General features: G+C 63.4%; 15 protein-coding genes. 1 reads left to right on the top strand and 14 read right to left on the bottom strand.

Translation table 11 applies throughout. The annotated features are described in order from the left end of the window. Positions 1–164: 164 nt before the first annotated feature. From BHMPCIPO_RS02825 to mutS, 14 genes are all read right to left on the bottom strand, one after another. Positions 165–1,334, bottom strand: a complete 1,170-nt coding sequence (locus BHMPCIPO_RS02825) for a hemolysin family protein (protein WP_173515361.1) — start codon at positions 1,332–1,334, stop codon at positions 165–167. Between the two features lie 12 nt (positions 1,335–1,346). Beyond that, positions 1,347–1,853: an rRNA maturation RNase YbeY gene (gene ybeY / locus BHMPCIPO_RS02820; protein WP_173515360.1), complete on the bottom strand. Its 507-nt coding sequence runs from the start codon at positions 1,851–1,853 to the stop codon at positions 1,347–1,349. An 18-nt stretch (positions 1,854–1,871) separates the two neighbouring features. Then, positions 1,872–2,927 carry a PhoH family protein gene (locus BHMPCIPO_RS02815; protein ID WP_173515359.1) on the bottom strand — a complete coding sequence of 352 codons (1,056 nt, stop codon included), beginning with the start codon at positions 2,925–2,927 and terminating at the stop codon, positions 1,872–1,874. A gap of 27 nt (positions 2,928–2,954) precedes the next feature. Next, on the bottom strand, positions 2,955–4,355 hold the full coding sequence (miaB, locus tag BHMPCIPO_RS02810; RefSeq protein ID WP_173515358.1) for a tRNA (N6-isopentenyl adenosine(37)-C2)-methylthiotransferase MiaB: 1,401 nt from the start codon (positions 4,353–4,355) through the stop codon (positions 2,955–2,957). A 70-nt stretch (positions 4,356–4,425) separates the two neighbouring features. Then, positions 4,426–5,217, bottom strand: coding sequence for a lyso-ornithine lipid O-acyltransferase (olsA, locus tag BHMPCIPO_RS02805; RefSeq protein WP_173515357.1), 792 nt, complete (start codon positions 5,215–5,217; stop codon positions 4,426–4,428). Between the two features lie 98 nt (positions 5,218–5,315). Next, complete coding sequence (locus BHMPCIPO_RS02800) at positions 5,316–5,813, bottom strand: GNAT family N-acetyltransferase (protein WP_173515356.1); 498 nt, start codon at positions 5,811–5,813, stop codon at positions 5,316–5,318. A gap of 6 nt (positions 5,814–5,819) precedes the next feature. Next, positions 5,820–6,479, bottom strand: coding sequence for a tRNA (adenosine(37)-N6)-threonylcarbamoyltransferase complex dimerization subunit type 1 TsaB (tsaB, locus tag BHMPCIPO_RS02795; protein WP_173515355.1), 660 nt, complete (start codon positions 6,477–6,479; stop codon positions 5,820–5,822). A 258-nt stretch (positions 6,480–6,737) separates the two neighbouring features. Further along, complete coding sequence (locus BHMPCIPO_RS02790; RefSeq protein WP_173515354.1) at positions 6,738–7,304, bottom strand: NifU family protein; 567 nt, start codon at positions 7,302–7,304, stop codon at positions 6,738–6,740. A 106-nt stretch (positions 7,305–7,410) separates the two neighbouring features. Further along, positions 7,411–7,902 (bottom strand): universal stress protein, encoded by a 492-nt coding sequence (locus BHMPCIPO_RS02785; RefSeq protein WP_173515353.1) that lies wholly within the window; start codon positions 7,900–7,902, stop codon positions 7,411–7,413. A gap of 160 nt (positions 7,903–8,062) precedes the next feature. After that, positions 8,063–9,127: a tryptophan--tRNA ligase gene (gene trpS, locus BHMPCIPO_RS02780; protein ID WP_173515352.1), complete on the bottom strand. Its 1,065-nt coding sequence runs from the start codon at positions 9,125–9,127 to the stop codon at positions 8,063–8,065. A gap of 209 nt (positions 9,128–9,336) precedes the next feature. Further along, complete coding sequence (locus tag BHMPCIPO_RS02775; RefSeq protein WP_173515351.1) at positions 9,337–9,729, bottom strand: VOC family protein; 393 nt, start codon at positions 9,727–9,729, stop codon at positions 9,337–9,339. Beyond that, the gene (murJ, locus tag BHMPCIPO_RS02770; RefSeq protein WP_173515350.1) at positions 9,729–11,333 is read right to left on the bottom strand and encodes a murein biosynthesis integral membrane protein MurJ; all 1,605 of its coding nucleotides are present in this window, start codon (positions 11,331–11,333) and stop codon (positions 9,729–9,731) included. Before murJ ends, BHMPCIPO_RS02775 begins: the two co-directional genes overlap by 1 nt. Beyond that, positions 11,330–14,173 (bottom strand): [protein-PII] uridylyltransferase, encoded by a 2,844-nt coding sequence (locus BHMPCIPO_RS02765; RefSeq protein WP_173515349.1) that lies wholly within the window; start codon positions 14,171–14,173, stop codon positions 11,330–11,332. Before BHMPCIPO_RS02765 ends, murJ begins: the two co-directional genes overlap by 4 nt. 238 nt (positions 14,174–14,411) lie before the next feature. After that, positions 14,412–17,165: a DNA mismatch repair protein MutS gene (gene mutS, locus BHMPCIPO_RS02760; protein ID WP_173515348.1), complete on the bottom strand. Its 2,754-nt coding sequence runs from the start codon at positions 17,163–17,165 to the stop codon at positions 14,412–14,414. A gap of 103 nt (positions 17,166–17,268) precedes the next feature. Between mutS and BHMPCIPO_RS02755 the strand changes: the two genes are divergently transcribed. Further along, on the top strand, positions 17,269–19,554 hold the full coding sequence (locus BHMPCIPO_RS02755) for an NADP-dependent malic enzyme (RefSeq protein ID WP_173515347.1): 2,286 nt from the start codon (positions 17,269–17,271) through the stop codon (positions 19,552–19,554). Positions 19,555–19,951: the final 397 nt, after the last annotated feature.

Below are 19,951 nucleotides of genomic sequence, written 5' to 3'. Positions count from 1 at the left end.
CTTGTCCCCGCCAGGGGCGGAATTGGGTGCGGAAGTCCTGTCTTCCGGTTCGGTCGGCAACAGGTCACGGCCCTCACGGGGCCCCGTTGAAGCCGGTAGACGTCAAGAGGATGGGTCGGAGGCATCTACCCGCGCATGTGGAAACGTGCGCGGGGGCCGAGCGATCATTGTTCGTCGGCCGTCGCTTCGGTAGGGGCTGCGCCGTTGGCACGATTGCCTGCCGCCGACTCCGAACCGGTTTCGCCCTCCGGCCGCGACACGCGGCGGCGAGCCGGCGGACGCTTGCGCATGATGCGAACACGTTTCACGCGACGCGGGTCCGCATCGAGGATCTGGAACTCGAAGCCCGGAATGGCCTGGACGAGCTCGCCGCGCACCGGGATGCGGCCAAGCGAGGCGAAGATCAGACCGCCGAGCGTGTCGACGTCTTCGAGCTGCTCGCGCACGTCGAAATCCGGGCCGATCGCCGTGGCGATCTCTTCCAGCTCGACGCGGGCATCGGCGACGAAGACATCGTCCGAGGTGCGGGCGAACATGACTTCGTCGTCGTCGTGTTCGTCCTCGATGTCGCCGACGACCATCTCCACGATGTCTTCGAGCGAGACGAGACCATCGGTGCCGCCATATTCGTCGATGACGAGGGCCATCTGGATGCGGGCGGCCTGCATGCGCTGCATCAGGTCCGAGGCCAGCATCGAAGGCGGCACGAACAGGAGCTGGCGGACGATGCCCGCCTCTTCCAGAGACTTGCCGAGATCGACGCGGGAAAGGTCGAAGTTCGCCTTCGGCGACCGCGGTGTCTTCTCGGTCTTTTCGCCCGGGGCCGTCACGGCAGCCGGCGCCTTGCCGTTGCGGCGACGGTTGCGGGCCTGCTTGGTGACGTAGGAAAGCAGGTCGCGGATATGCACCATGCCGCGCGGATCATCGAGGCCGTCGTTATAGACCGGCATGCGCGAGCGGCCGGACTCCTCGAAGATCACCATCAATTCGCCGATGGTGATGCTCTGGTCGACCGCTTCGATGTCGGCACGCGGGACCATGACGTCCTCGACCCGGATCTCGCGGAAGCGCAGGATGTTGTTGAGCATCGCCCGTTCGCCGGGCGAGAAGGCCGTGTTGCTGTCGGCATCGGTCTGAAGCGCGTCGGCAAGATCCTCGCGCAGGCTCGATGGACTTGCGCCGCGCAACAAGCGCGCGGCCCGGCTCCAGAAGGAAGAAGTGGATTTCGTGCCCTCGTGTCGAGTGGCGGTGCTACTACTGCCCGCCTCCGCCTCTCCAGAGGCTTCTGCCTCCTCGGTCGCGAGCGCGACGGGCTGTGTTTTGTAATCGCTCATCGGTCCAAACTGTTAATCCGGGGTACGGTCCCCGTAGGGGTCAGATAAGCCAAGACGCGCCAAAATGCGAGTCTCCAGGCTTTCCATTCTTTCGGCTTCGTCATCTTCCATATGATCATAACCGAAAAGATGCAGGAATCCATGCACGAGAAGATGCGTCAGATGCGCATCGAAGGATTTCTCGAGGTCCACGGCCTCGCGTTCGAGCGTCTCACGAGCGACGATGATGTCGCCGAGCATCGGCCCGGGCATCGCACCCGGCGTCACCGGAAAGGCAGGAAAGGACAGCACATTCGTCGGCTTGTCCTGGTTGCGCCATTCGGCGTTGATCGCCCGCATGGAAGCGTCGTCGGTGAAGACAAGGGAAAGTTCCGGCGGCGTTATTGGCAGCGGCTGCTTCTCTTCGGCCGCGAGATAAGCTGCCGCCGCTTCGAGAACGGGCGCGCAGAAGGCAAGCAATGACTCTTCCTCGGGCCAATTGCCTTCTTCCACGCTGATTTGAATGTCCAATGCCGTCATGATCGCAACGACCGCCGATCAGCGGTCGCTCTGCTCGCTTTCGTCGTGAACGGCCGTGTGCGACTCGTAAGCCCTGACGATCCGCGCCACCATCGGATGACGGACGACGTCGACGTCCTTGAAGCGGACCACCGAAACGCCCTCGACGCCCCTCAGGATCTGCAGAGCCTCGACGAGGCCCGACTTGACGCCGCGTGGCAGGTCGACCTGGCTCGGATCGCCGGTGACGATCATGCGGCCGTTTTCGCCGAGACGGGTCAGGAACATCTTCATCTGCATCGATGTCGTGTTCTGCGCCTCGTCGAGGATGACGGCGGCATTGGCAAGCGTGCGGCCGCGCATGAAGGCGAGCGGCGCGATTTCGATGACGCCGGCGGTAATCGCCCGTTCGACCTTGTCGCCCGGCATCATGTCGTAGAGTGCATCATAAAGCGGCCGGAGATAGGGATCGACCTTCTCCTTCATGTCACCAGGCAGGAAGCCCAAGCGCTCGCCAGCCTCGACTGCGGGACGCGACAGGATGATGCGATCGACGGCGCCGCGTTCCAACAACTGCGCGGCATGGGCAACGGCGAGATAGGTCTTGCCGGTACCGGCCGGGCCGACGCCGAAGACGAGCTCAGCACGCTCCATCGCGCGGATATAGGCATCCTGTGTCGGTGTGCGCGCCGCAATTGTCTTCTTGCGCGTCGAAATCTGCGCCATTGTCAATTTGGCTTTACGCTCCATGGTCGGCAATTGTAGCTGATCGTCGGCCGCAACCGCCATACGGATCGCGCCCTCGACATCCGAAGGATCAATCGACGCGCCACTCTGCAACCGCCCATAGAGATAATCGAGGGCACGGCGCGCCTGATTGGTGGCGACGACGTCACCGGAAATGGCGACGGAATTGCCGCGCGGCCGGGCGTCGATGCGCAGGCGCTCCTCGAGAAGCTTCAAGTTCTGGTCGAACTGGCCGAAGAGCTCGCTGGCGAACCGATTGTTCTCGAATGTCAGCACGAAGTGATTGGCGTCTGTCGCAGAGGTTTTCGACTGGCGCGAGGATGAAGAGATCAATTCGTGTCCGTTCAAGCGGTTCAGGCTCCTTGTTTTCGGTCCTTACCCGATCATCTCCGCAAACAGGCTGTTCGGCCCGGCCTTGATGATTCGCACCTTGATAATGTCACCGATTTGCGATGCTTTTGCATCAACATTCACGGGCTGCAGCCAAGGGGAACGCCCGACGAGCTGGCCCGGCATGCGTCCTACTTTCTCCAAAAGTAGGTCGATTTCGCGGCCGACGCAGGATTCGGCAAAGGCGCGCTGCTGCGAAAACAGCAAAGCCTGCAATCTTTCCAAGCGCTTGGCTTTCACGTCCTCGGGAATCTGGCCACCGAGTTCGGCGCCGGGCGTGCCGGGACGCGTCGAATATTTGAACGAAAATGCCTGTGCATAACCCACGGCCTCGACGAGGCGCATCGTGTCTTCGAAGTCCTCGGCGGTCTCGCCGGGGAAGCCGACAATGAAATCGCCTGACAGAGCAAGGTCCGGCTGGACGGTGCGGATACGCTCGATCAGCGCCAGATACTCGGCCGCCGTATGCCTCCGGTTCATCGCCTTGAGGATGCGGTCGGAGCCGGACTGTACCGGCAGATGCAGATAGGGCATCAGCTTCGCCATCGAGCGGTGCGCTTCGATCAGGCTGTCGTCCATGTCCCGCGGGTGGCTCGTCGTGTAGCGCAGCCGGGCGAGGCCTTCGATCTCGCCAAGCCGCCTCAGCAGATCGCCAAGTCCCCATTCGCGGCCATCGGGCCCGACGCCGTGCCAGGCATTGACGTTCTGGCCGAGCAGGGTGATTTCACGCACGCCGCCGTCGACCAGCTTTTCCGCTTCCGAGACGATCTGGGCGACCGGGCGGGAGACTTCCGACCCACGCGTATAGGGCACGACGCAGAAGGTGCAGAACTTGTCGCACCCCTCCTGCACCGTCAGGAAGGCGGTGACGCCGCGCGCGCGGGTCTTTGCCTTGTCGGGCGCCGGCAGGTGTTCGAACTTGTCCTCGACCGCATAGTCCGTCTGGACGACGCGTTCGCCGCCGCGGGCACGCTTCAGCGCCTCCGGCAGGCGGTGATAGGTGGTCGGGCCGATCACGAGATCGACCGCCGGTGCGCGCCTGAGGATCTCGTCGCCTTCGGCCTGCGCGACGCAGCCGGCAACGCCGATCACCATCTCGCGGCCTTCCTTGGCCTTCGCCTTCTTCAGCTCACGCAGGCGGCCGAGCTCGGAATAGACCTTTTCCGCCGCCTTCTCGCGAATATGGCAAGTGTTGAGGAGAACGAAGTCGGCATCCTCGAGCACGTCGGTGGAGACATAGCCATCGCGCGACAAGGCATCCGACATGCGGTCGGAATCATAGACGTTCATCTGGCAGCCGTAGGTCTTGACAAAGACCTTGCGGGCCGGTGCGCGCTCGTCGCCCGTGGCGGGCGTGGTCGACAGAAGGGCTGTTTCCTGGGTCATGGCCGGTTACTTAGTGCAAAGCGGCCCGAAGTTGAAGTATTTTCAGTAAGACTGCCTTTGCCGGCGGACGTCATGCGCGCCCGCGCAAGCGATCCGACAGCATGCTGCGAATGCGCTGCTCGATCTTGCGGCTCACTTCCTTGCGATTGGTGTGCCGGTCGTAATCGACCGCTTCGCCGAAATCGACGTCGACCTCGATCGCGCCCTCTCGCAGTATGCCGAGCAGATGCGGAACCAGGCCGATATCGCCCGGCCATGCGGCAATGGGTCTGTTGTAGCGCCCCATGGGCATGCCATGGATGCCGGTATAGGAAATGGCGACCGGCTGCACGTGCACCAGACCGGTCGGCGAGTGCGGCACGGCCGAGGCCGCCGCGCCGAAGAGGGAGGTCTTGATCTCCAGCAGGCGATTGCCGTCCGACGTCGTTCCCTCCGGAAAGAGCACGACGATCTCTCCTGCCGCCATGCGCCCGCCCATCTCGTTGACCTGCTTGCCGGTCGAGCGCTTCTGCTCGCGCTCGACGAAGATTGACGCCTGCAGCCGTGCGAGAATGCCGAAGACCGGCCAGCTCTTCACTTCGGACTTCGCGACGAAGACGACGTCGGCGACCGAGGAGAGCACCAGAATGTCCTTCCAGGAGGCGTGATTGGCGCAGATGAGCAGCGGGCGCCGGCGCTCGACCTCGCCGTGGACCCGCACCTTGATGCCGAGAGTGTAGCAGGCGAGCCGATGCCAGTATCGCGGCAAACGGCGGCGGGGCTTCAGATCAAGCCAGAGGCAGGCGACCTGGACCGGCATCAGCACGAGCGAAACCAGCGCCAGAAGCGCTGCGAAGATCGCAATCCGTAGCCAATTGATCATCCGGAAAGAGTTCCCGCGCGCGACCTTAGAAAGTTAAAGCGGGATGCGGGCGGAAAACCGCATACACTTTTCCTCATCCCGCTCTTGTGCGCTTGGGACTAGCGAAGATCGAGCCGCATGACAAGCGCGGCGGTCCGATGACCGGCCTTGTCCTGATAATAGGCGCGACGTTCGCCGACCTTGTTGAAACCGAGCTTGCGATAGAGCCCGATCGCCGCCTGATTGGTCTCGTCCACTTCGAGGAACAACGCCTCCGAGCCCTTGACCAGCGCCTCGCGCATGGCCGCCTGCATCAGCCGCCAGCCGAGACCGGAGCGTGCATAACGCGGCTCGACGCCGATCGTCAGGATTTCGGCCTCGCCGGCGACGGCGCGCGACAGGACGAAGCCGCCAAAGGCCGGGCGGAAGCTGCCATTGGTCTGCCGCGCGACGAAGCCGAACACCGTGTCCTGAACCAGCAGCGCGTGAATTTCGCCATCGCTCCAAGGAGAAGCAAAGCGCTGGCGATGCAGCGCCGCCGCTGCGAGCAGGTCGGCTTCCTCCAACGGGAAGATGTCGAATTCGGTGCGGCGGGTGAAGTAATCGGTGAAGCTCATCTCGGTCTACGCTCGGGCAATCGCGAAGCCCGCCTGCGGCTTGGCATCGGGGCCTCTCAGATATAGCGGTCGCGGCTTGGCCGAGGCTGGATCAGCAGCGGCGCCGAGCGCCGCGACAAAGGCAACATCGATGAGTTCGGGGGGCTTGGGCTGCATGTCTGCCGCGACCAAATGCGCGCCGGAACCGCCGATGACACCATCAAAACCGGAGTAGCGCTCGCACGCCGCTTCGACGGAGAGCGCTTCCGGCTCGCCCGTCGCAACGCCGGCTGCGTCGAAAGCCTGGAGATAGACTTCATCGCGCTTGGCATCGATGGCGACGAGAACAGGTTTTCCGGGCGCAGACGCCCGCAATCCTTCCGCCAGAGCTGCGAGCGTCGAGACGCCGACTGCGGGTTTGCCGAGCGCCAGCGCCAGCCCGCGGGCAGTCGCCACGCCGACACGAATGCCTGTGAACGAACCCGGACCTACGGTGACCGCGATGCGATCGATATCGGGAAGCGCGCGGCCGGCCAAGACCAGCGCCTCGTCGACGAACTCCATCAGCCGTTCGGCATGGCCCTTGCCGAGATCGGCACCGGAGCGCCCGAGCACAACGGCCGTTTCGCTGTCGTAGACGGCAGCGGAGCAGCCGGAGCCGGACGTGTCGATCGCAAGTACAATCATTTCAACGCTGGATCTTTCAGACGCCACAGGCCGCAAAGCCGACCGGTTTTGCGGCAAATCAATACTACTACAGTGCCGCGCGTCTTAGCAGACGCGCAATGGTCGCCGCAGCACTTTTGAAACGCTGCATGTCTTTGCCCTTAAACGGCTAGGATCAAAGGAAACATGCACCAGGTTGGGTCCGGATACAGGCGGAAAACCGCGCACACTCCTTCCCCACCCCGCCTTCGTTCACGAAATGCCGGACGACGTCCGGGGTCAGACGGACTCGACGGCTTCCACCTCGGGAACGAAATGGCGCAGCAGGTTCTGCACGCCATGCTTCAGCGTCGCCGTCGACGACGGGCAACCGGAGCAGGCGCCCTTCATGTTGAGGAAGACGGTGCCGTCCTTGAAGCCGCGGAAGGTGATGTCGCCACCATCCTGGGCAACGGCCGGGCGCACGCGGGTTTCCAGGAGTTCCTTGATCGTCGCGACGATCGTCTCGTCACCCTCGTCGAAGAACTCGCCTTCCTGGTCGGACTGCTCGGCGCGGCCGCTTCCGGCCATGATCGCCTGGCCCGACATGAAGTGCTCCATGATCGAACCGAGGATCGCCGGCTTCAGATGCTGCCATTCCTGGCCTTCCTTGCTGACGGTGATGAAATCATAACCGAAATAAACGCCGGTGACGCCCGGGATCGAAAACAGCCGTGCCGCCAGCGGCGAGCCGGCGCGCGCTTCTTCCTCGTCACGGAACTCGGCGGTGCCGTTTTCCAGAACAACCTTGCCCGGCAAAAACTTCAGCGTGGCCGGGTTCGGCGTGGCTTCGGTCTGAATGAACATGTCTGTCTCCGTTTCGCCGGAAGCGGCATTCGCCCAGCTCTTTAGAATAATTCAAAAGAATATAAGGGCATGGCCCTGCGGCCGCAAGGGCACATAGCGACGCAGATCAACTGAGCGCGTCGATCTCCTCGTCCGTCAGCGCATCAGGGATGACGGTGACGGGAATCGGGAAGGCTGCAGCCTTGCCCGCGATCGACGACACGAGGGGACCCGGGCCCTCTTTCGCCGATCCGGCGGCCAGCACCAGAATGGCGATGTCGCGGTCCTCTTCGATCGCCGCATGGATCTGCTCCGTGGCAGTGCCCTCGCGGATGACGATCTCGGGTTCGATACCGATCCGCTCGCGAACCGACTGAGCCACCTTTGCGAGCGTCGCCTCGGCTTCCTCGCGCGCTTCCGCACGCATGATTTCCTCGACCCCCAGCCATTGCTGGAAGTCGGCATCGGCGATCACATAGAGCAGGACGAGACCGCCATTGGAATTCTTCGCGCGCATGCCCGCATAGTGCACGGCGCGGCCGCATTCCGGGGTATCGTCTATCACCGCCATGAATTTGCGGCGGTGACCTTCAAGTCGAGAGAGTCGGGTCGAGACCATAGGGTGAACATTACATCGCGGGCGTGCCGCCGCAAGGTCTCATTTTGGCGTTTTGGAGCGGGACGAGGAAAAGTGCACACGGTTTTCCACCCGTCCCGCTCCGATCCGTGAGGATCGATGACAACGGTGATTTTGGCTCGCGGGACCCTAAATCACCGGATTACTGCAGAAAACCGATGATCTCGCGTACTTCGCTCATCGTCTTTTCCGCGCGCACCCGCGCACGCTCGCCGCCATCGCGGAGAATCGCGTCGATATGGGCGGTGTCGCCCATCAGGCGGCGCATCTCGCCGGTGATCGGCGACAGGACCTCGACCGCGAGGTCGACGAGCGCCGGCTTGAAGACCGAGAACTGCTGCCCGCCGAACTCGGCAAGCACCTGCTCCTTCGTCTTGTCCGACAGCGCGGCGTAGATGCCGACGAGGTTCTCGGCCTCAGGACGACCCTTCAGGCCATCGAGTTCGCTCGGAAGCGCATCCGGATCGGTCTTGGCCTTGCGGATCTTCTTCGAGATCGTCTCGGCATCGTCCATCAGGTTGATACGCGAGAGGTCGGACGGATCGGACTTCGACATCTTCTTGGTGCCGTCTCTGAGCGACATGACGCGCGTCGTGGCGCCGCCGATCAGCGGCTCGACCGGCGGGAAATAGGCATGGATCGGCTCTTCGCCGACGACGATATCGACACCGTAGCCGCCGCGACGGATGTGCTCCATGAAGTCGATGTTGAACTTCTGAGCGATGTCGCGCGTCAGCTCCAGGTGCTGCTTCTGGTCGTCGCCAACGGGCACATGGGTGGCGCGATAGACGAGGATGTCGGCGGCCATCAGGCTCGGATAGGCGAGCAGGCCGAGCGAGGCGTTCTCGCGGTCCTTGCCGGCCTTGTCCTTGAACTGGGTCATCCGGCTCATCCAGCCGATGCGGGCGACGCAGTTGAAGATCCAGGCGAGTTCCGCATGCTGCGGCACGGCCGACTGATTGAAGACGATATGTTTCTTCGGATCGATGCCCGAAGCGATGAAGGCGGCGGCGATCGAGCGGATCTGCCCCTTCAGGTCCTCGTGCACGAGCTGGGCGGTGATCGAATGCAGGTCGACGACGCAATAGATGCAGTCGTTGTTTTCCTGCAGCGCCACGAACTTGCAGATCGCGCCGAGATAGTTGCCGAGATGGAGATTGCCCGTTGGCTGAACGCCGGAAAATACGAGCGGCTTGAATTCGTTCATGTCGTCCTCAATAGGCTGGTGGAGGGCCTACTGCATGTTTCCTTAAATCGTCACCGATTTAAGGATAAAAACATGCAGCCATTCAAAGTATTACAGCGACCTTTGCGCGTCTGAGACGCGCGGCGCTGTGGGGCCGGCTTGGCCCATGTTGCTAACGGCATGGCTTATGCACGGGTCACGGGAGGCAATCAAGAGGGGCGAAACGCGGTCTACTCGGCCGGCTGCAGCAGGTCCCAATGGTTGCCGAACGGGTCGCTGAAAACCGCGACGACACCGTAAGGTTCGTGGCGCGGCTCTTCCAGAAAGACGACGCCTTCGGCCAGCATCGCCGCATGGTCTCGGGCAAAATCGTCGGTGAACAGGAAGAAGCCGACGCGGCCTCCGGTCTGGTTGCCGATCGCCGCCCGCTGGCGTTCGCCATCGGCCTTGGCAAGCAGAAGCGCAGTTTCAACCGCACCTTTCGGACGCACGACGACCCAACGCTTGCCTGCGTCGAGGGCAGTGTCCTCGACGAGGTCGAAGCCGAGCTTGCCGCAATAGAAGGCGATGCCGGCGTCGTAGTCCGGCACGACCAGGGCAATGCGTGCGATGGTCTGGCGCATCAGTCCCCTGCCTCCGGTGCGGCGACGGGCGCCGCAGGCGCTTTCGCCCCGCGTTTGAGATTGCGACGGATCATGCCGAGGCTGGCACCGCCAAGGCCGAAAGCAAGCGCGAAGTAGATGACCATGGCAACCGCGACCAGACCCGATAGTGTCACGGCCCGGGTGAGCAGCGACGCAGCAGAGGAGAGCTCGAAGGCAAACCAGTCGATGGCAAAATAGAGCGCCGCGGCCATGCCCGCCGCCGCGATGACGAGGCGCGGGATACGGGTGAGCAACGGCATGTCCCTGCCCCAATGACCGCGCCAGACGAGCGTCGCAAAGAGCAGGACGGCGTTCACCCAGCCGGCAACGATCTCGGCCGTCGCGATCCCACTGGCGCCGAGCCGCGGAAACAGAGTGAGCGCGAGCGACACGTTCACAACGACGGAGATGGCTGCGAAGATCATCGGCGTGCGCGTATCCTCGCGCGCGAAGAAGCCGGGAATGAAGGCCTTGATCAGCACGAAAGCCGGCAGGCCAAGGCCGTAGATCGCCAGGATGTGACCGACGATGACAGTCGATTCCGGTGAGAACTTGCCGCGCTCGAAGAGCAGCCGGACGATCGGCTCGGACATGACCAACAGCGCGGCCGCAGCCGGAAGCGTCAGGAACAGCGTGAACTCGACCGAGCGGTTCTGCAGGTTCGACGCTTCAGCGAGATTGCCGGAACGCAGCGCCCGGGCGAGTTCCGGCAGAAGCACGGTTGCGACCGCGATACCGACGACACCCAGCGGAAGCTGGTAGATGCGGTCGGCATAAACCAGAGACGAGACCGCGCCTTCGCTCGCCGAAGCGATGTTGGTGTTGATCAGCAGGTTGATCTGGGTGATGCCGCCCGTGATCGCCGCCGGCAAGGCGAGCACCAGCAGGCGCCTGACGCTGGCCGTCATCTTCGGCCGTCGGAGGCCGATCTTGATGCCGGCGTCGCGCACGGCGAACCAGACGATGGCAAGCTGCACCAGACCGGCTGCCATGACGCCCCAGGAAAGGGCATAGCCGACGGCCACCGGATCCTGGCCCGCAAACCAGGCATAGGCCAAAACCCCGATCAGGATGACGTTGAGGAACACCGGTGCAATCGCTGCCGCGAAGAAGCGGTGCAGCGAATTCAGCATGCCGCCCATCATCGCCGCCAGCGACATGCAGGCGAGATAGGGGAACATGATGCCTGCAAAGACGATGGTGTTGCCGAGCTTTTCGGGATCGCCAGCAAAGCCCGGGGCGATCAGGTTGCTGACGATGAAGGGCATCGTCAGTTCCATTGCGATCGTCAGGAACAACAGGACGGTGAAGAGAACGCCGAAGACTTCCTCGGAGAACCGCCGCGCGCCCTCCATGCCGTTCGCCTCGATCTCCTTGGCAAAGAGCGGCACGAAAGCGGAGTTGAAGGCCCCCTCGGCAAACAGCCGGCGGAAGGTGTTGGGCAGGCGAAAGGCGGTATTGAAGGCGTCGGCGACCGGACCGGTGCCGAGCGCGGCGGCCATGAAGGTTTCGCGGATGAAGCCGAACAGGCGGCTTCCAAGGGTCGCGCCGCCGACGGTTGCAAATTTCTTGACCAGACTCATGTTTCGGCTTTTGTCGTTCTTTGAGCGGAGGAGACGCCCGGCGACGGCGCGATGATGCCGGAGGGCATGCGATCGCGAGCTTCGTCACCCTCACCGGCCATCACGGCCTTGAGGCGGGCGGCAATGTTCATCTGACGGTTTTCGCTCGTCACCTTCTGGCCGACGAGGTCGGTGACGTAGAAGGTGTCGATCACCTTCTCGCCGAAGGTGGTGATGTGCGCCGAGGCGATATCGAGCGAGAGATCGGAAAGCACGGCGGTGATCTCGGACAAGAGGCCCGGACGGTCGAGGCCCTCGACCTCGATCACCGTGAACTTGTTCGACAGCGTATTGCTGATCGTCACCTCGGGCGTCACGGTGAAGGCCTTGGTGCGCTTCTTCACCTTGGTTCTGCTGGCGATCACTTCCGGCAGGCGCTTGCGGCCGGCAAGCACATCCTCGATCAGCTTGCCGATGCTGGCAGCGCGCCGCATCTCGTCCTCGTCCACGGCGAACTCACGGTTGACCAGGATCGTATCCAGCGCCCGACCGTCCGACGTCGTGAAGATCTGGGCGTCGACGATGTTGGCGCCCGCAGCCGCGCAGGCGCCGGCAATCACGGTCAGGAGACGCGGATGGTCCGGTGAGAGCACCGTGATTTCGGTGATCGCATGGAACTGGTGCGTGCGCACCATGGTCGCCAATGGCTTGCCGGCGGCATCGGCCTCGCGGACGAAACGCGCATGCCGCACCTGGTCTTCCAGTGCCACGGTCAGAAGATAGGGCTGATAATGCAGGCGGACATAGGCGTCGCGCTCCTTCTCGGACCAGTCCGTCAGTGCCTCGCCCAGCATCGTCGCGGCATGGGCCGCGCGCTCCTTGCGCGACAATTCGGAGAAACCGCCCGACAACAGCAGCTCGGTCTCGTAATAGAGCGTGCGCAGAAGCTGGCCTTTCCAGCCGTTCCAGACACCGGGGCCGACGGCACGGATATCGCAGACCGTCAGCACCAGCAGCATCTTCAGCCGCTCGAGCGACTGCACCCGTTCGGCAAAGTCGACGATCGTCTTGCGGTCGTTGAGGTCGCGCGTCTGGGCGACCATCGACATCGTCAGATGTTCCTCGATCAGCCAGGCGACGAGTTCGGTCTGTTTCGGCGAAAGTCCGAAGCGCGGGCAGAGACGCCGGGCCACCTTGGCGCCGGCGACCGAATGGTCCTCGGGCCGGCCCTTGGCGATATCGTGCAGCAGCACGGCGACATAGAGCGCCTCGCGATCCTCGATCCCCGGCATCAGCTTGGCGACCAGCGGATGCGCCTCTTCCTCGATGCCGCCTTCGATGCGCGAGAGAACGTCGACGGTGCGCAGCAGGTGCTCATCGACCGTATAGTGATGATACATGTTGAACTGCATCATCGAGACGATCTTGCCGAAATCCGGAATGAAGCGGCCAAGCACACCCGCCTCGTTCATGCGCCTGAGGATCAGTTCCGGCTTGCGGCGCGAGGTGAGGATCGACAGGAACAGACGGTTCGCCTCCTCGTTCTCGCGCAGGTGCGGCGTGATCAGGCTCAGCGAGCGCGTCACCTGGCGCAGAGCCGCCGGATGAAACTCGAGTCCGTTGATATCGGCGATGTGGAAGAAGCGCAGCAGGTTGACCGGATCGCGCTTGAAGACATCGGGGCTTGCGAGCGCGATGCGGCCGCCGTCGTCGACGAAATCGAGCGTGCCGGCGATCTTGCGGCTGCGATGGGTGAAACGGCCGATGATCCCGGAAATGCCGGGTGCTTCCTTCGCCTGCTGGTCTTCGAGTGCTGCGCAGAAGATGCGCGTCAGGTCGCCGACATCTTTCGCCACCAGGAAGTAGTGCTTCATAAAGCGTTCGACGGCAGAGAGGCCGGGGTGGTCGTGATAGCCGAGCGCTTCTGCGATCTCGCGCTGGATGTCGAAGGAAAGCCGCTCTTCCGCCTTGCCGGTCAGGAAATGCATGTGGCAGCGCACGGCCCAGAGGAAGTCCTCGGCCTTCTGGAAGAGCTTGTATTCCTGCCGCGACAAGACCCCAAGCTTCACGAGGTCGGCGGTATCCTTGAGCCGGTAGAAATACTTGGCGATCCAGAACAGCGTGTGCAGGTCGCGAAGGCCGCCCTTGCCCTCCTTGACATTCGGCTCGACGAGATAGCGCGTATCGCCCGCCTTGCGGTGGCGCTCGTCACGCTCGGCAAGCTTTGCGGCGATGAAGTCCGGGCCGGTATTGCGCACGATCTCGTGGTCGAAACGCGTTTCGAGCTCGGTGCTCAGCGCCTCGGAGCCGCAAATGTAACGCGTCTCCAGAATGGCCGTGCGGATCGTCATGTCGGCGCGCGACAGGCGGATGCATTCGTCGATGGTGCGGGTGGCGTGGCCGACCTTGAAGCCCAGATCCCAGAGGATGTAGAGCATGAACTCGATCGCCGGCTCCGCCCAGACGGCCTTCTTGACCGGTAGCAGGAACAGAAGATCGATATCCGAACCCGGCGCCAGCGTGCCGCGGCCATAACCGCCGACTGCAGCCACCGCGATGCGCGAGGCCGGCGGCGCATTGGCTGCGTCGAAGATCTCGTTCAGCACGAAATCGTGCAGCACGGTGATTAGTTGATCCTGCAGCCAGGAAATGCGCTCGGCGCAGAGAATGCCGGCGCCGTTGGCGTTGAACAGCTCGCGCGCCTTCGTCCGGCCAGCGGTATTCGCCTGCTTGAAGGCGGCAAGCAGCGCCTGGCGCATCGGCTCGCGCTGCTCGGCATGGGCCGAGGCGATGAAGTCGCATTTCGCACGCAGCGCTGCGACGTCGAGGATCTCGGGGAAAGATATTTCGTGTCTGCCCATGAAGTGCCGAGGGGCGTCCTGTCCGACTGGTTGCGTGGTCGCTCTAGCGAGCGCTCCTGCATGATCCTTGCGACCGAGGCCGAAAAAGGACCACACAGCATTTCAATCGCCGCGCCGGCAAAGGCGCGCGGCGCTGTATAGCCTTTTTACCGGCACCTGCACAGGAAAAAGGCGCGCACCGCCTCAGCCCATTTTAACGGTTGGCGGGATGCGGCCGGAAAACCGCGCACACCTTTCCTCATCCCGCCTTGGCGGCGCTCAGTTCCTTCTTCAGCGCGTAGAGCGCGTCGAGTGCTTCGCGCGGCGTCATGTCGTCCGGGTTCAGCGCCTTCAGCGCCTCCTCGACCTTGGACGGACCTGCGGCCTTCACCTCTTCGCGGCGGATCGCCACCTGGAACAGCGGCAGGTCGTCGATCAATTGGCTCGCCGGGTTCTTGCGGTCGGCGTCCTCGAGCTTGGCGAGCACGTCCTTGGCGCGTGCCACGACCGAGGCCGGCAGGCCGGCAAGGCGGGCGACCTGAATACCGTAGGAGCGGTCGGCAGCGCCCGGCCCCACCTCGTGCAGGAAGATCACGTCGCCGTGCCATTCCTTGACGCGCATGGTCGCGTTTGAAAGTCGTCCGAGCTTTTCCGAAAGCACGGTCAGCTCATGGAAGTGGGTGGCGAACAGGCCACGGCAGCGGTTCGCCTCGTGCAGATGCTCGACCGCCGCCCAGGCGATCGACAGGCCGTCGAAGGTGGCGGTGCCGCGGCCGATCTCGTCGAGGATCACCAGGGAACGGTCGGTCGCCTGGTTGAGGATTGCCGCCGTCTCAACCATCTCGACCATGAAGGTCGAGCGCCCACGCGCCAGATCGTCGGATGCGCCGACGCGGGAGAACAGCCGATCGACGATGCCGATATGGGCGCTCGCGGCAGGAACGAAAGTGCCCATCTGCGCCATGATCGCGATCAGCGCGTTCTGGCGCAGGAAGGTCGATTTACCGCCCATGTTGGGACCGGTGAGCAGCCAGATCGCGCCACCCTCCTCACCGTCGGGCGGCGAGAGATCGCAGCCATTGGCGACGAAGGCATTGGCCGCCTGACGCTTCAGCGCCTGCTCGACCACCGGATGGCGGCCGCCGTCGATCGCGAACATGCGCGAGCGGTCGACGGTCGGGCGGGCATAGGCCTGCTCCTCGGCAAGCACGGCGAGACCGACCGAGACGTCGACCGTCGCAAGCGCCAAGGCCGCCGCCTTGAGCGTCTCGGCAGCGGCGACGACCTCGGCCGCCATCTGGTCGAAAGCCTCGATCTCGATCGACAGTGCCCGGTCGGCGGCGTTGGCGATCTTGCTTTCGAGCTCGGCCAGCTCCGTCGTGGTGAAGCGCATGGCGTTCGCCATGGTCTGGCGGTGGATGAAACGGGCACGGCCGGCATCCGTGTCGGTCATCGAGCCGGCATTGCCGGCGGTTACCTCGATGAAATAGCCAAGCACGTTGTTGTGCTTGATCTTCAGCGACTTGATGCCGGTCTCTTCGGAATATTGCAGCTGCAGGCCGGCGATCACCCGGCGCGACTGGTCGCGCAGCGCACGGACTTCGTCGAGCTCGGCATTGGCGCCTTCGCGCAGGAAACCGCCGTCGCGTTTCAGGAGCGGAAGTTCCTCGCCAAGCATGGCATCGAGCAGGCCGAGCAGACCGGCCGGCAGTGCGTCGATCGCCGCCCGCGCATCCTTCAGCTCATCCGACAGCGTACCTGCCGCCATCAACCGTGAAATCGAAGCGGAGGCATGCAGGCCGGCCTGAATGGCGCCGAGGTCTCGCGGGCCGCCTCGGCCGAGCGCCAGCCGCGACAGGGCGCGCGGCATATCCGGCGCCCGCCGCAGCGCATCGCGCAGGTCGCCTGCGAAGGAAGGTTGGTCCGCAAGAATCTCGATCGAGTCGAGGCGCCGGTTGATGCGATCCGGATCGGTCAGCGGCGACATTAGCCGCTCGGCGAGAAGCCGCGCGCCGCCGCTTGTCACCGTCCGGTCGAGCGCCTTCAGAAGCGTCCCTTCGCGCGCGCCCGACAGGGTCTTGACCAGTTCGAGGTTGGCGCGGGTCGCCGGATCGATGAACAGCGTCGAGGCGGCACTTTCGCGCTCGGGGATGCCGAGCGCCGGACGCTCGGCAAGCTGGGTCTTCTCGACATAGGAGATCGCTGCCGAGGCAGCCGCCAGTTCCGCACGCGAGAACGTGCCGAAGCCGTCGAGCGTCTTCACGCCGAAATAGCGGGCGATACGCCCCTCGGCCGTCGCGCTGTCGAACAGCACCGCCGGCTGCGGCACGGCCACGCGGCCGAGCACATCGAAGACTGGCCTCAGCTCCGGGTCGTGGAAGACCGTATCGGCAAGGATCAGTTCGCGCGGCTCGATGCGCAGGATATCGGCGAGAAGCCGGCTTTCCGCGGTCTCGGCCAAGCGGAAGATGCCGGTGGAGATATCGATCCAGGCGAGCGCATATGCCGGCTCGGACCCGCTCTTGATCCGCGCCAGCGCCATCAGATAGTTCGTCTCCGACGGCGACAGCAGCTTCTCCTCGGTGATCGTGCCAGGTGTCACCAGGCGCACTACGTCGCGGCGCACCACCGACTTGCTGCCGCGCTTCTTCGCTTCCGCCGGATCTTCCACCTGCTCGCAGACAGCAACACGGAAGCCGAGCCCGATCAGTTTCTGCAGGTAGTCGTCGGCGGCATGCACCGGTACGCCGCACATCGGGATCTCCTGGCCCATGTGCTGGCCACGCTTGGTAAGCGTGATGCCGAGCGCCCGCGATGCCTCGACCGCGTCCTGGAAGAACAGCTCGTAGAAGTCGCCCATGCGATAAAACAGGAGCGAATCCGGGTTGTTCGCCTTGATCTCGATGAACTGTTCCATCATCGGCGTCGCCGAGGAGCGGCTCTCCTCGGTCGCCAGATCGGCTGCGGACAACACCTCGCCGGCGCGGTTCGATTGGTCTGTCACGAAATTCATGATTGTTCCGAAAAAAGAGATGGCACACTATCCCCAAGCAATTATAGACGACAACCATAAAGAGGCGCGTCGCAAGGCTCGCCCACAGGAGGATGGAGTAAACATGCCGGCTACCGACAAGACCGATCGCGCCGTGACGACCGTCACCGCGCAGGAAGCGCTCGACTTTCACTCGCAGGGCCGTCCCGGAAAGCTGGAGATTTCTCCCACCAAGGCCATGGCGACGCAGCGCGACCTTTCGCTCGCCTATTCGCCCGGTGTCGCCGTGCCGGTGAAAGCCATCGCCGAGGATCCGAACACCGCCTATGACTATACGACGCGCGGCAACATGGTGGCCGTGATCTCGAACGGCACCGCCATTCTCGGTCTCGGCAATCTCGGGGCGCTCGCCTCCAAGCCCGTCATGGAAGGCAAGTCGGTGCTGTTCAAGCGCTTCGCCGACGTCGATTCCATCGACCTCGAGGTCGATACCGAGAATGTCGACGAATTCATCAACTGCGTGCGCTTCCTCGGCCCCTCCTTCGGCGGCATCAACCTCGAAGACATCAAGGCGCCGGACTGTTTCATCATCGAGCAGAAGCTGCGCGAGGTCATGGACATTCCGGTGTTCCATGACGACCAGCACGGCACCGCGATCATCGCCGCCGCCGGCCTCATCAACGCGCTGGCACTGACGGGTCGCGACTTCAAGACCACCAAGCTCGTCTGCAACGGCGCCGGCGCTGCCGCCATCGCCTGTATCGAGCTCATCAAGTCGATGGGCTTCAACTCGGATAATGTCATCCTCTGCGACACCAAGGGCGTCATCTTCGAGGGCCGCACCGAGGGCATGAACCAGTGGAAGTCGGCGCATGCGGTCAAGACCGACCGCCGCACGCTCGCCGAAGCGCTCGATGGCGCCGACGTGGTCTTCGGCCTGTCGGCCAAGGGTGCGCTGTCGGAAGACATGGTCCGCTCGATGGCGCCGCGCCCGATCATCTTCGCCATGGCCAATCCGGATCCGGAAATCACGCCGGAAGAGGTCGCCCGCATTCGCGACGACGCAATCGTCGCCACCGGCCGCTCGGACTATCCGAACCAGGTCAACAACGTGCTCGGCTTCCCCTACATCTTCCGCGGCGCGCTCGACGTGCGCGCGACGACGATCAACGACACGATGAAGATCGCCGCCGCGCAAGCGCTGGCGAGCCTTGCCAAGGAAGATGTGCCTGACGACGTCGCGGCAGCCTATCAGGGCAACCGCCCGCGCTTCGGCCCGCAATACATCATTCCGGTCCCCTTCGATCCGCGCCTGATCTCGGCGATCCCGATGGCCGTTGCGAAAGCGGCAATGGAGAGTGGCGTCGCCCGCAAACCGATCACCGACCTCGAAGCCTATGGCCGCCAGCTCTCCGCCCGGCGCGACCCGATCGCTTCGACGCTGCAGCGTATCTACGAACGCGTCCGGCGCCAGCCGAAGCGCATCGTCTTTGCCGAAGGCGAAGAGGTGCAGGTCATGCGCTCGGCGATCGCCTATGCCAACCAGCAGCTCGGCACCGCCATCCTGCTCGGCCGCGAGGAACGCATGCGCGAGACGGCGGAGCGCGAGGGCATCGACCTCGACCGCCCCGGCATCCAGATCGTCAATGCACGGCTGTCCAAGCGCGTCGGCGCCTATACCGACTATCTCTATGCCCGTCTGCAGCGGAAAGGCTTCCTTTTCCGCGACGCCCAGCGCCTGATCAACAACGACCGCAACCACTTCGCCGCCTGCATGGTGGCACTCGGCGATGCCGACGGCATGGTCACGGGTACTACCCGCAACTATTCGACGGCGCTCGAAGACGTGCGTCGCTGCATCGATCCGAAGCCGGGCCATCGCGTCATCGGCGTCTCGATCGCGCTCTGCCGCGGCCGTACCGTGCTTGTCGCCGACACGGCGGTTCACGACATGCCCTCTTCGGAAGAGCTTGCCGATATCGCCGAGGAAGCCGCCGGCCTCGCCAAGCGACTCGGCTACATGCCGCGGGTGGCGATGCTCGCCTACTCCACCTTTGGCCATCCTAAGGGCGAGCGCTCCGAGCGGGTGCGCGAAGCGGTCAACATCCTCGACAAGCGTCGCGTCGACTTCGAGTATGACGGCGAAATGGCGGCGGACGTGGCGCTCAATGCCCGCGTCATGGAGCAATATCCGTTCTGCCGCCTCTCGGGCACGGCCAATGTGCTCGTCATGCCGGCGTTCCACTCGGCATCGATCTCGACCAAGATGTTGCAGGAGCTCGGCGGTTCAACCGTAATCGGTCCGCTGCTCGTCGGCTTCGACAAGTCGATCCAGATTGTTTCGATGTCGGCCAAGGATTCCGACATCGTCAACATGGCAGCGATTGCCGCCTACAACGCCAGCATGTGACCACCGGCGAATGTACTATTTTGGCGCAGGCCTACAGCGCCGCGCGTCTTATGAGACGCGCAAAGGTCGCTGTAGCACTTTGATTTGCTGCATGTCTTTGTCCTTAAATCGAGGTCGATTTAAGGACAAAGACATGCAGTAGCAATCAAAGTCGCCAGGCCTGCCGGAATAGTAACAAATCGGCACAACTTATAAAAAGATGAGCTCGCACCTCCTGGAGAGAAGAGGCGAGCTCAGAATCAGGCAACCGTACTACGTTTCAGGTAATGAAAGACGGAGGATTTTGGTCTCTATGCCGACCGATCTCCGGAAATGATCGGCCATTCCTCCGTTATTTTCTCTATTCTATCGTCATGAAATTAGAGAAGAACTTGACAATACAAATCTCTCTTTCAGG

The organism is Ensifer sesbaniae (genome assembly GCF_013283665.1).
Taxonomy (GTDB): Bacteria; Pseudomonadota; Alphaproteobacteria; order Rhizobiales; family Rhizobiaceae; genus Ensifer; species Ensifer sesbaniae.
The sequence above is the reverse complement of the archived record's forward strand: the minus strand, read 5'-3'. Positions and strand labels throughout refer to the sequence as shown.

Coding starts and splice junctions, on each gene's coding strand:
- BHMPCIPO_RS02825 (WP_173515361.1), bottom strand. CDS start 1,334: ATGAGCGATTACAAAACACAGCCCGTCGCGCTCGCGACCGAGGAGGCA.
- ybeY (WP_173515360.1), bottom strand. CDS start 1,853: ATGACGGCATTGGACATTCAAATCAGCGTGGAAGAAGGCAATTGGCCC.
- miaB (WP_173515358.1), bottom strand. CDS start 4,355: ATGACCCAGGAAACAGCCCTTCTGTCGACCACGCCCGCCACGGGCGAC.
- olsA (WP_173515357.1), bottom strand. CDS start 5,217: ATGATCAATTGGCTACGGATTGCGATCTTCGCAGCGCTTCTGGCGCTG.
- BHMPCIPO_RS02800 (WP_173515356.1), bottom strand. CDS start 5,813: ATGAGCTTCACCGATTACTTCACCCGCCGCACCGAATTCGACATCTTC.
- tsaB (WP_173515355.1), bottom strand. CDS start 6,479: ATGATTGTACTTGCGATCGACACGTCCGGCTCCGGCTGCTCCGCTGCC.
- BHMPCIPO_RS02790 (WP_173515354.1), bottom strand. CDS start 7,304: ATGTTCATTCAGACCGAAGCCACGCCGAACCCGGCCACGCTGAAGTTT.
- BHMPCIPO_RS02785 (WP_173515353.1), bottom strand. CDS start 7,902: ATGGTCTCGACCCGACTCTCTCGACTTGAAGGTCACCGCCGCAAATTC.
- trpS (WP_173515352.1), bottom strand. CDS start 9,127: ATGAACGAATTCAAGCCGCTCGTATTTTCCGGCGTTCAGCCAACGGGC.
- BHMPCIPO_RS02775 (WP_173515351.1), bottom strand. CDS start 9,729: ATGCGCCAGACCATCGCACGCATTGCCCTGGTCGTGCCGGACTACGAC.
- murJ (WP_173515350.1), bottom strand. CDS start 11,333: ATGAGTCTGGTCAAGAAATTTGCAACCGTCGGCGGCGCGACCCTTGGA.
- BHMPCIPO_RS02765 (WP_173515349.1), bottom strand. CDS start 14,173: ATGGGCAGACACGAAATATCTTTCCCCGAGATCCTCGACGTCGCAGCG.
- mutS (WP_173515348.1), bottom strand. CDS start 17,165: ATGAATTTCGTGACAGACCAATCGAACCGCGCCGGCGAGGTGTTGTCC.
- BHMPCIPO_RS02755 (WP_173515347.1), top strand. CDS start 17,269: ATGCCGGCTACCGACAAGACCGATCGCGCCGTGACGACCGTCACCGCG.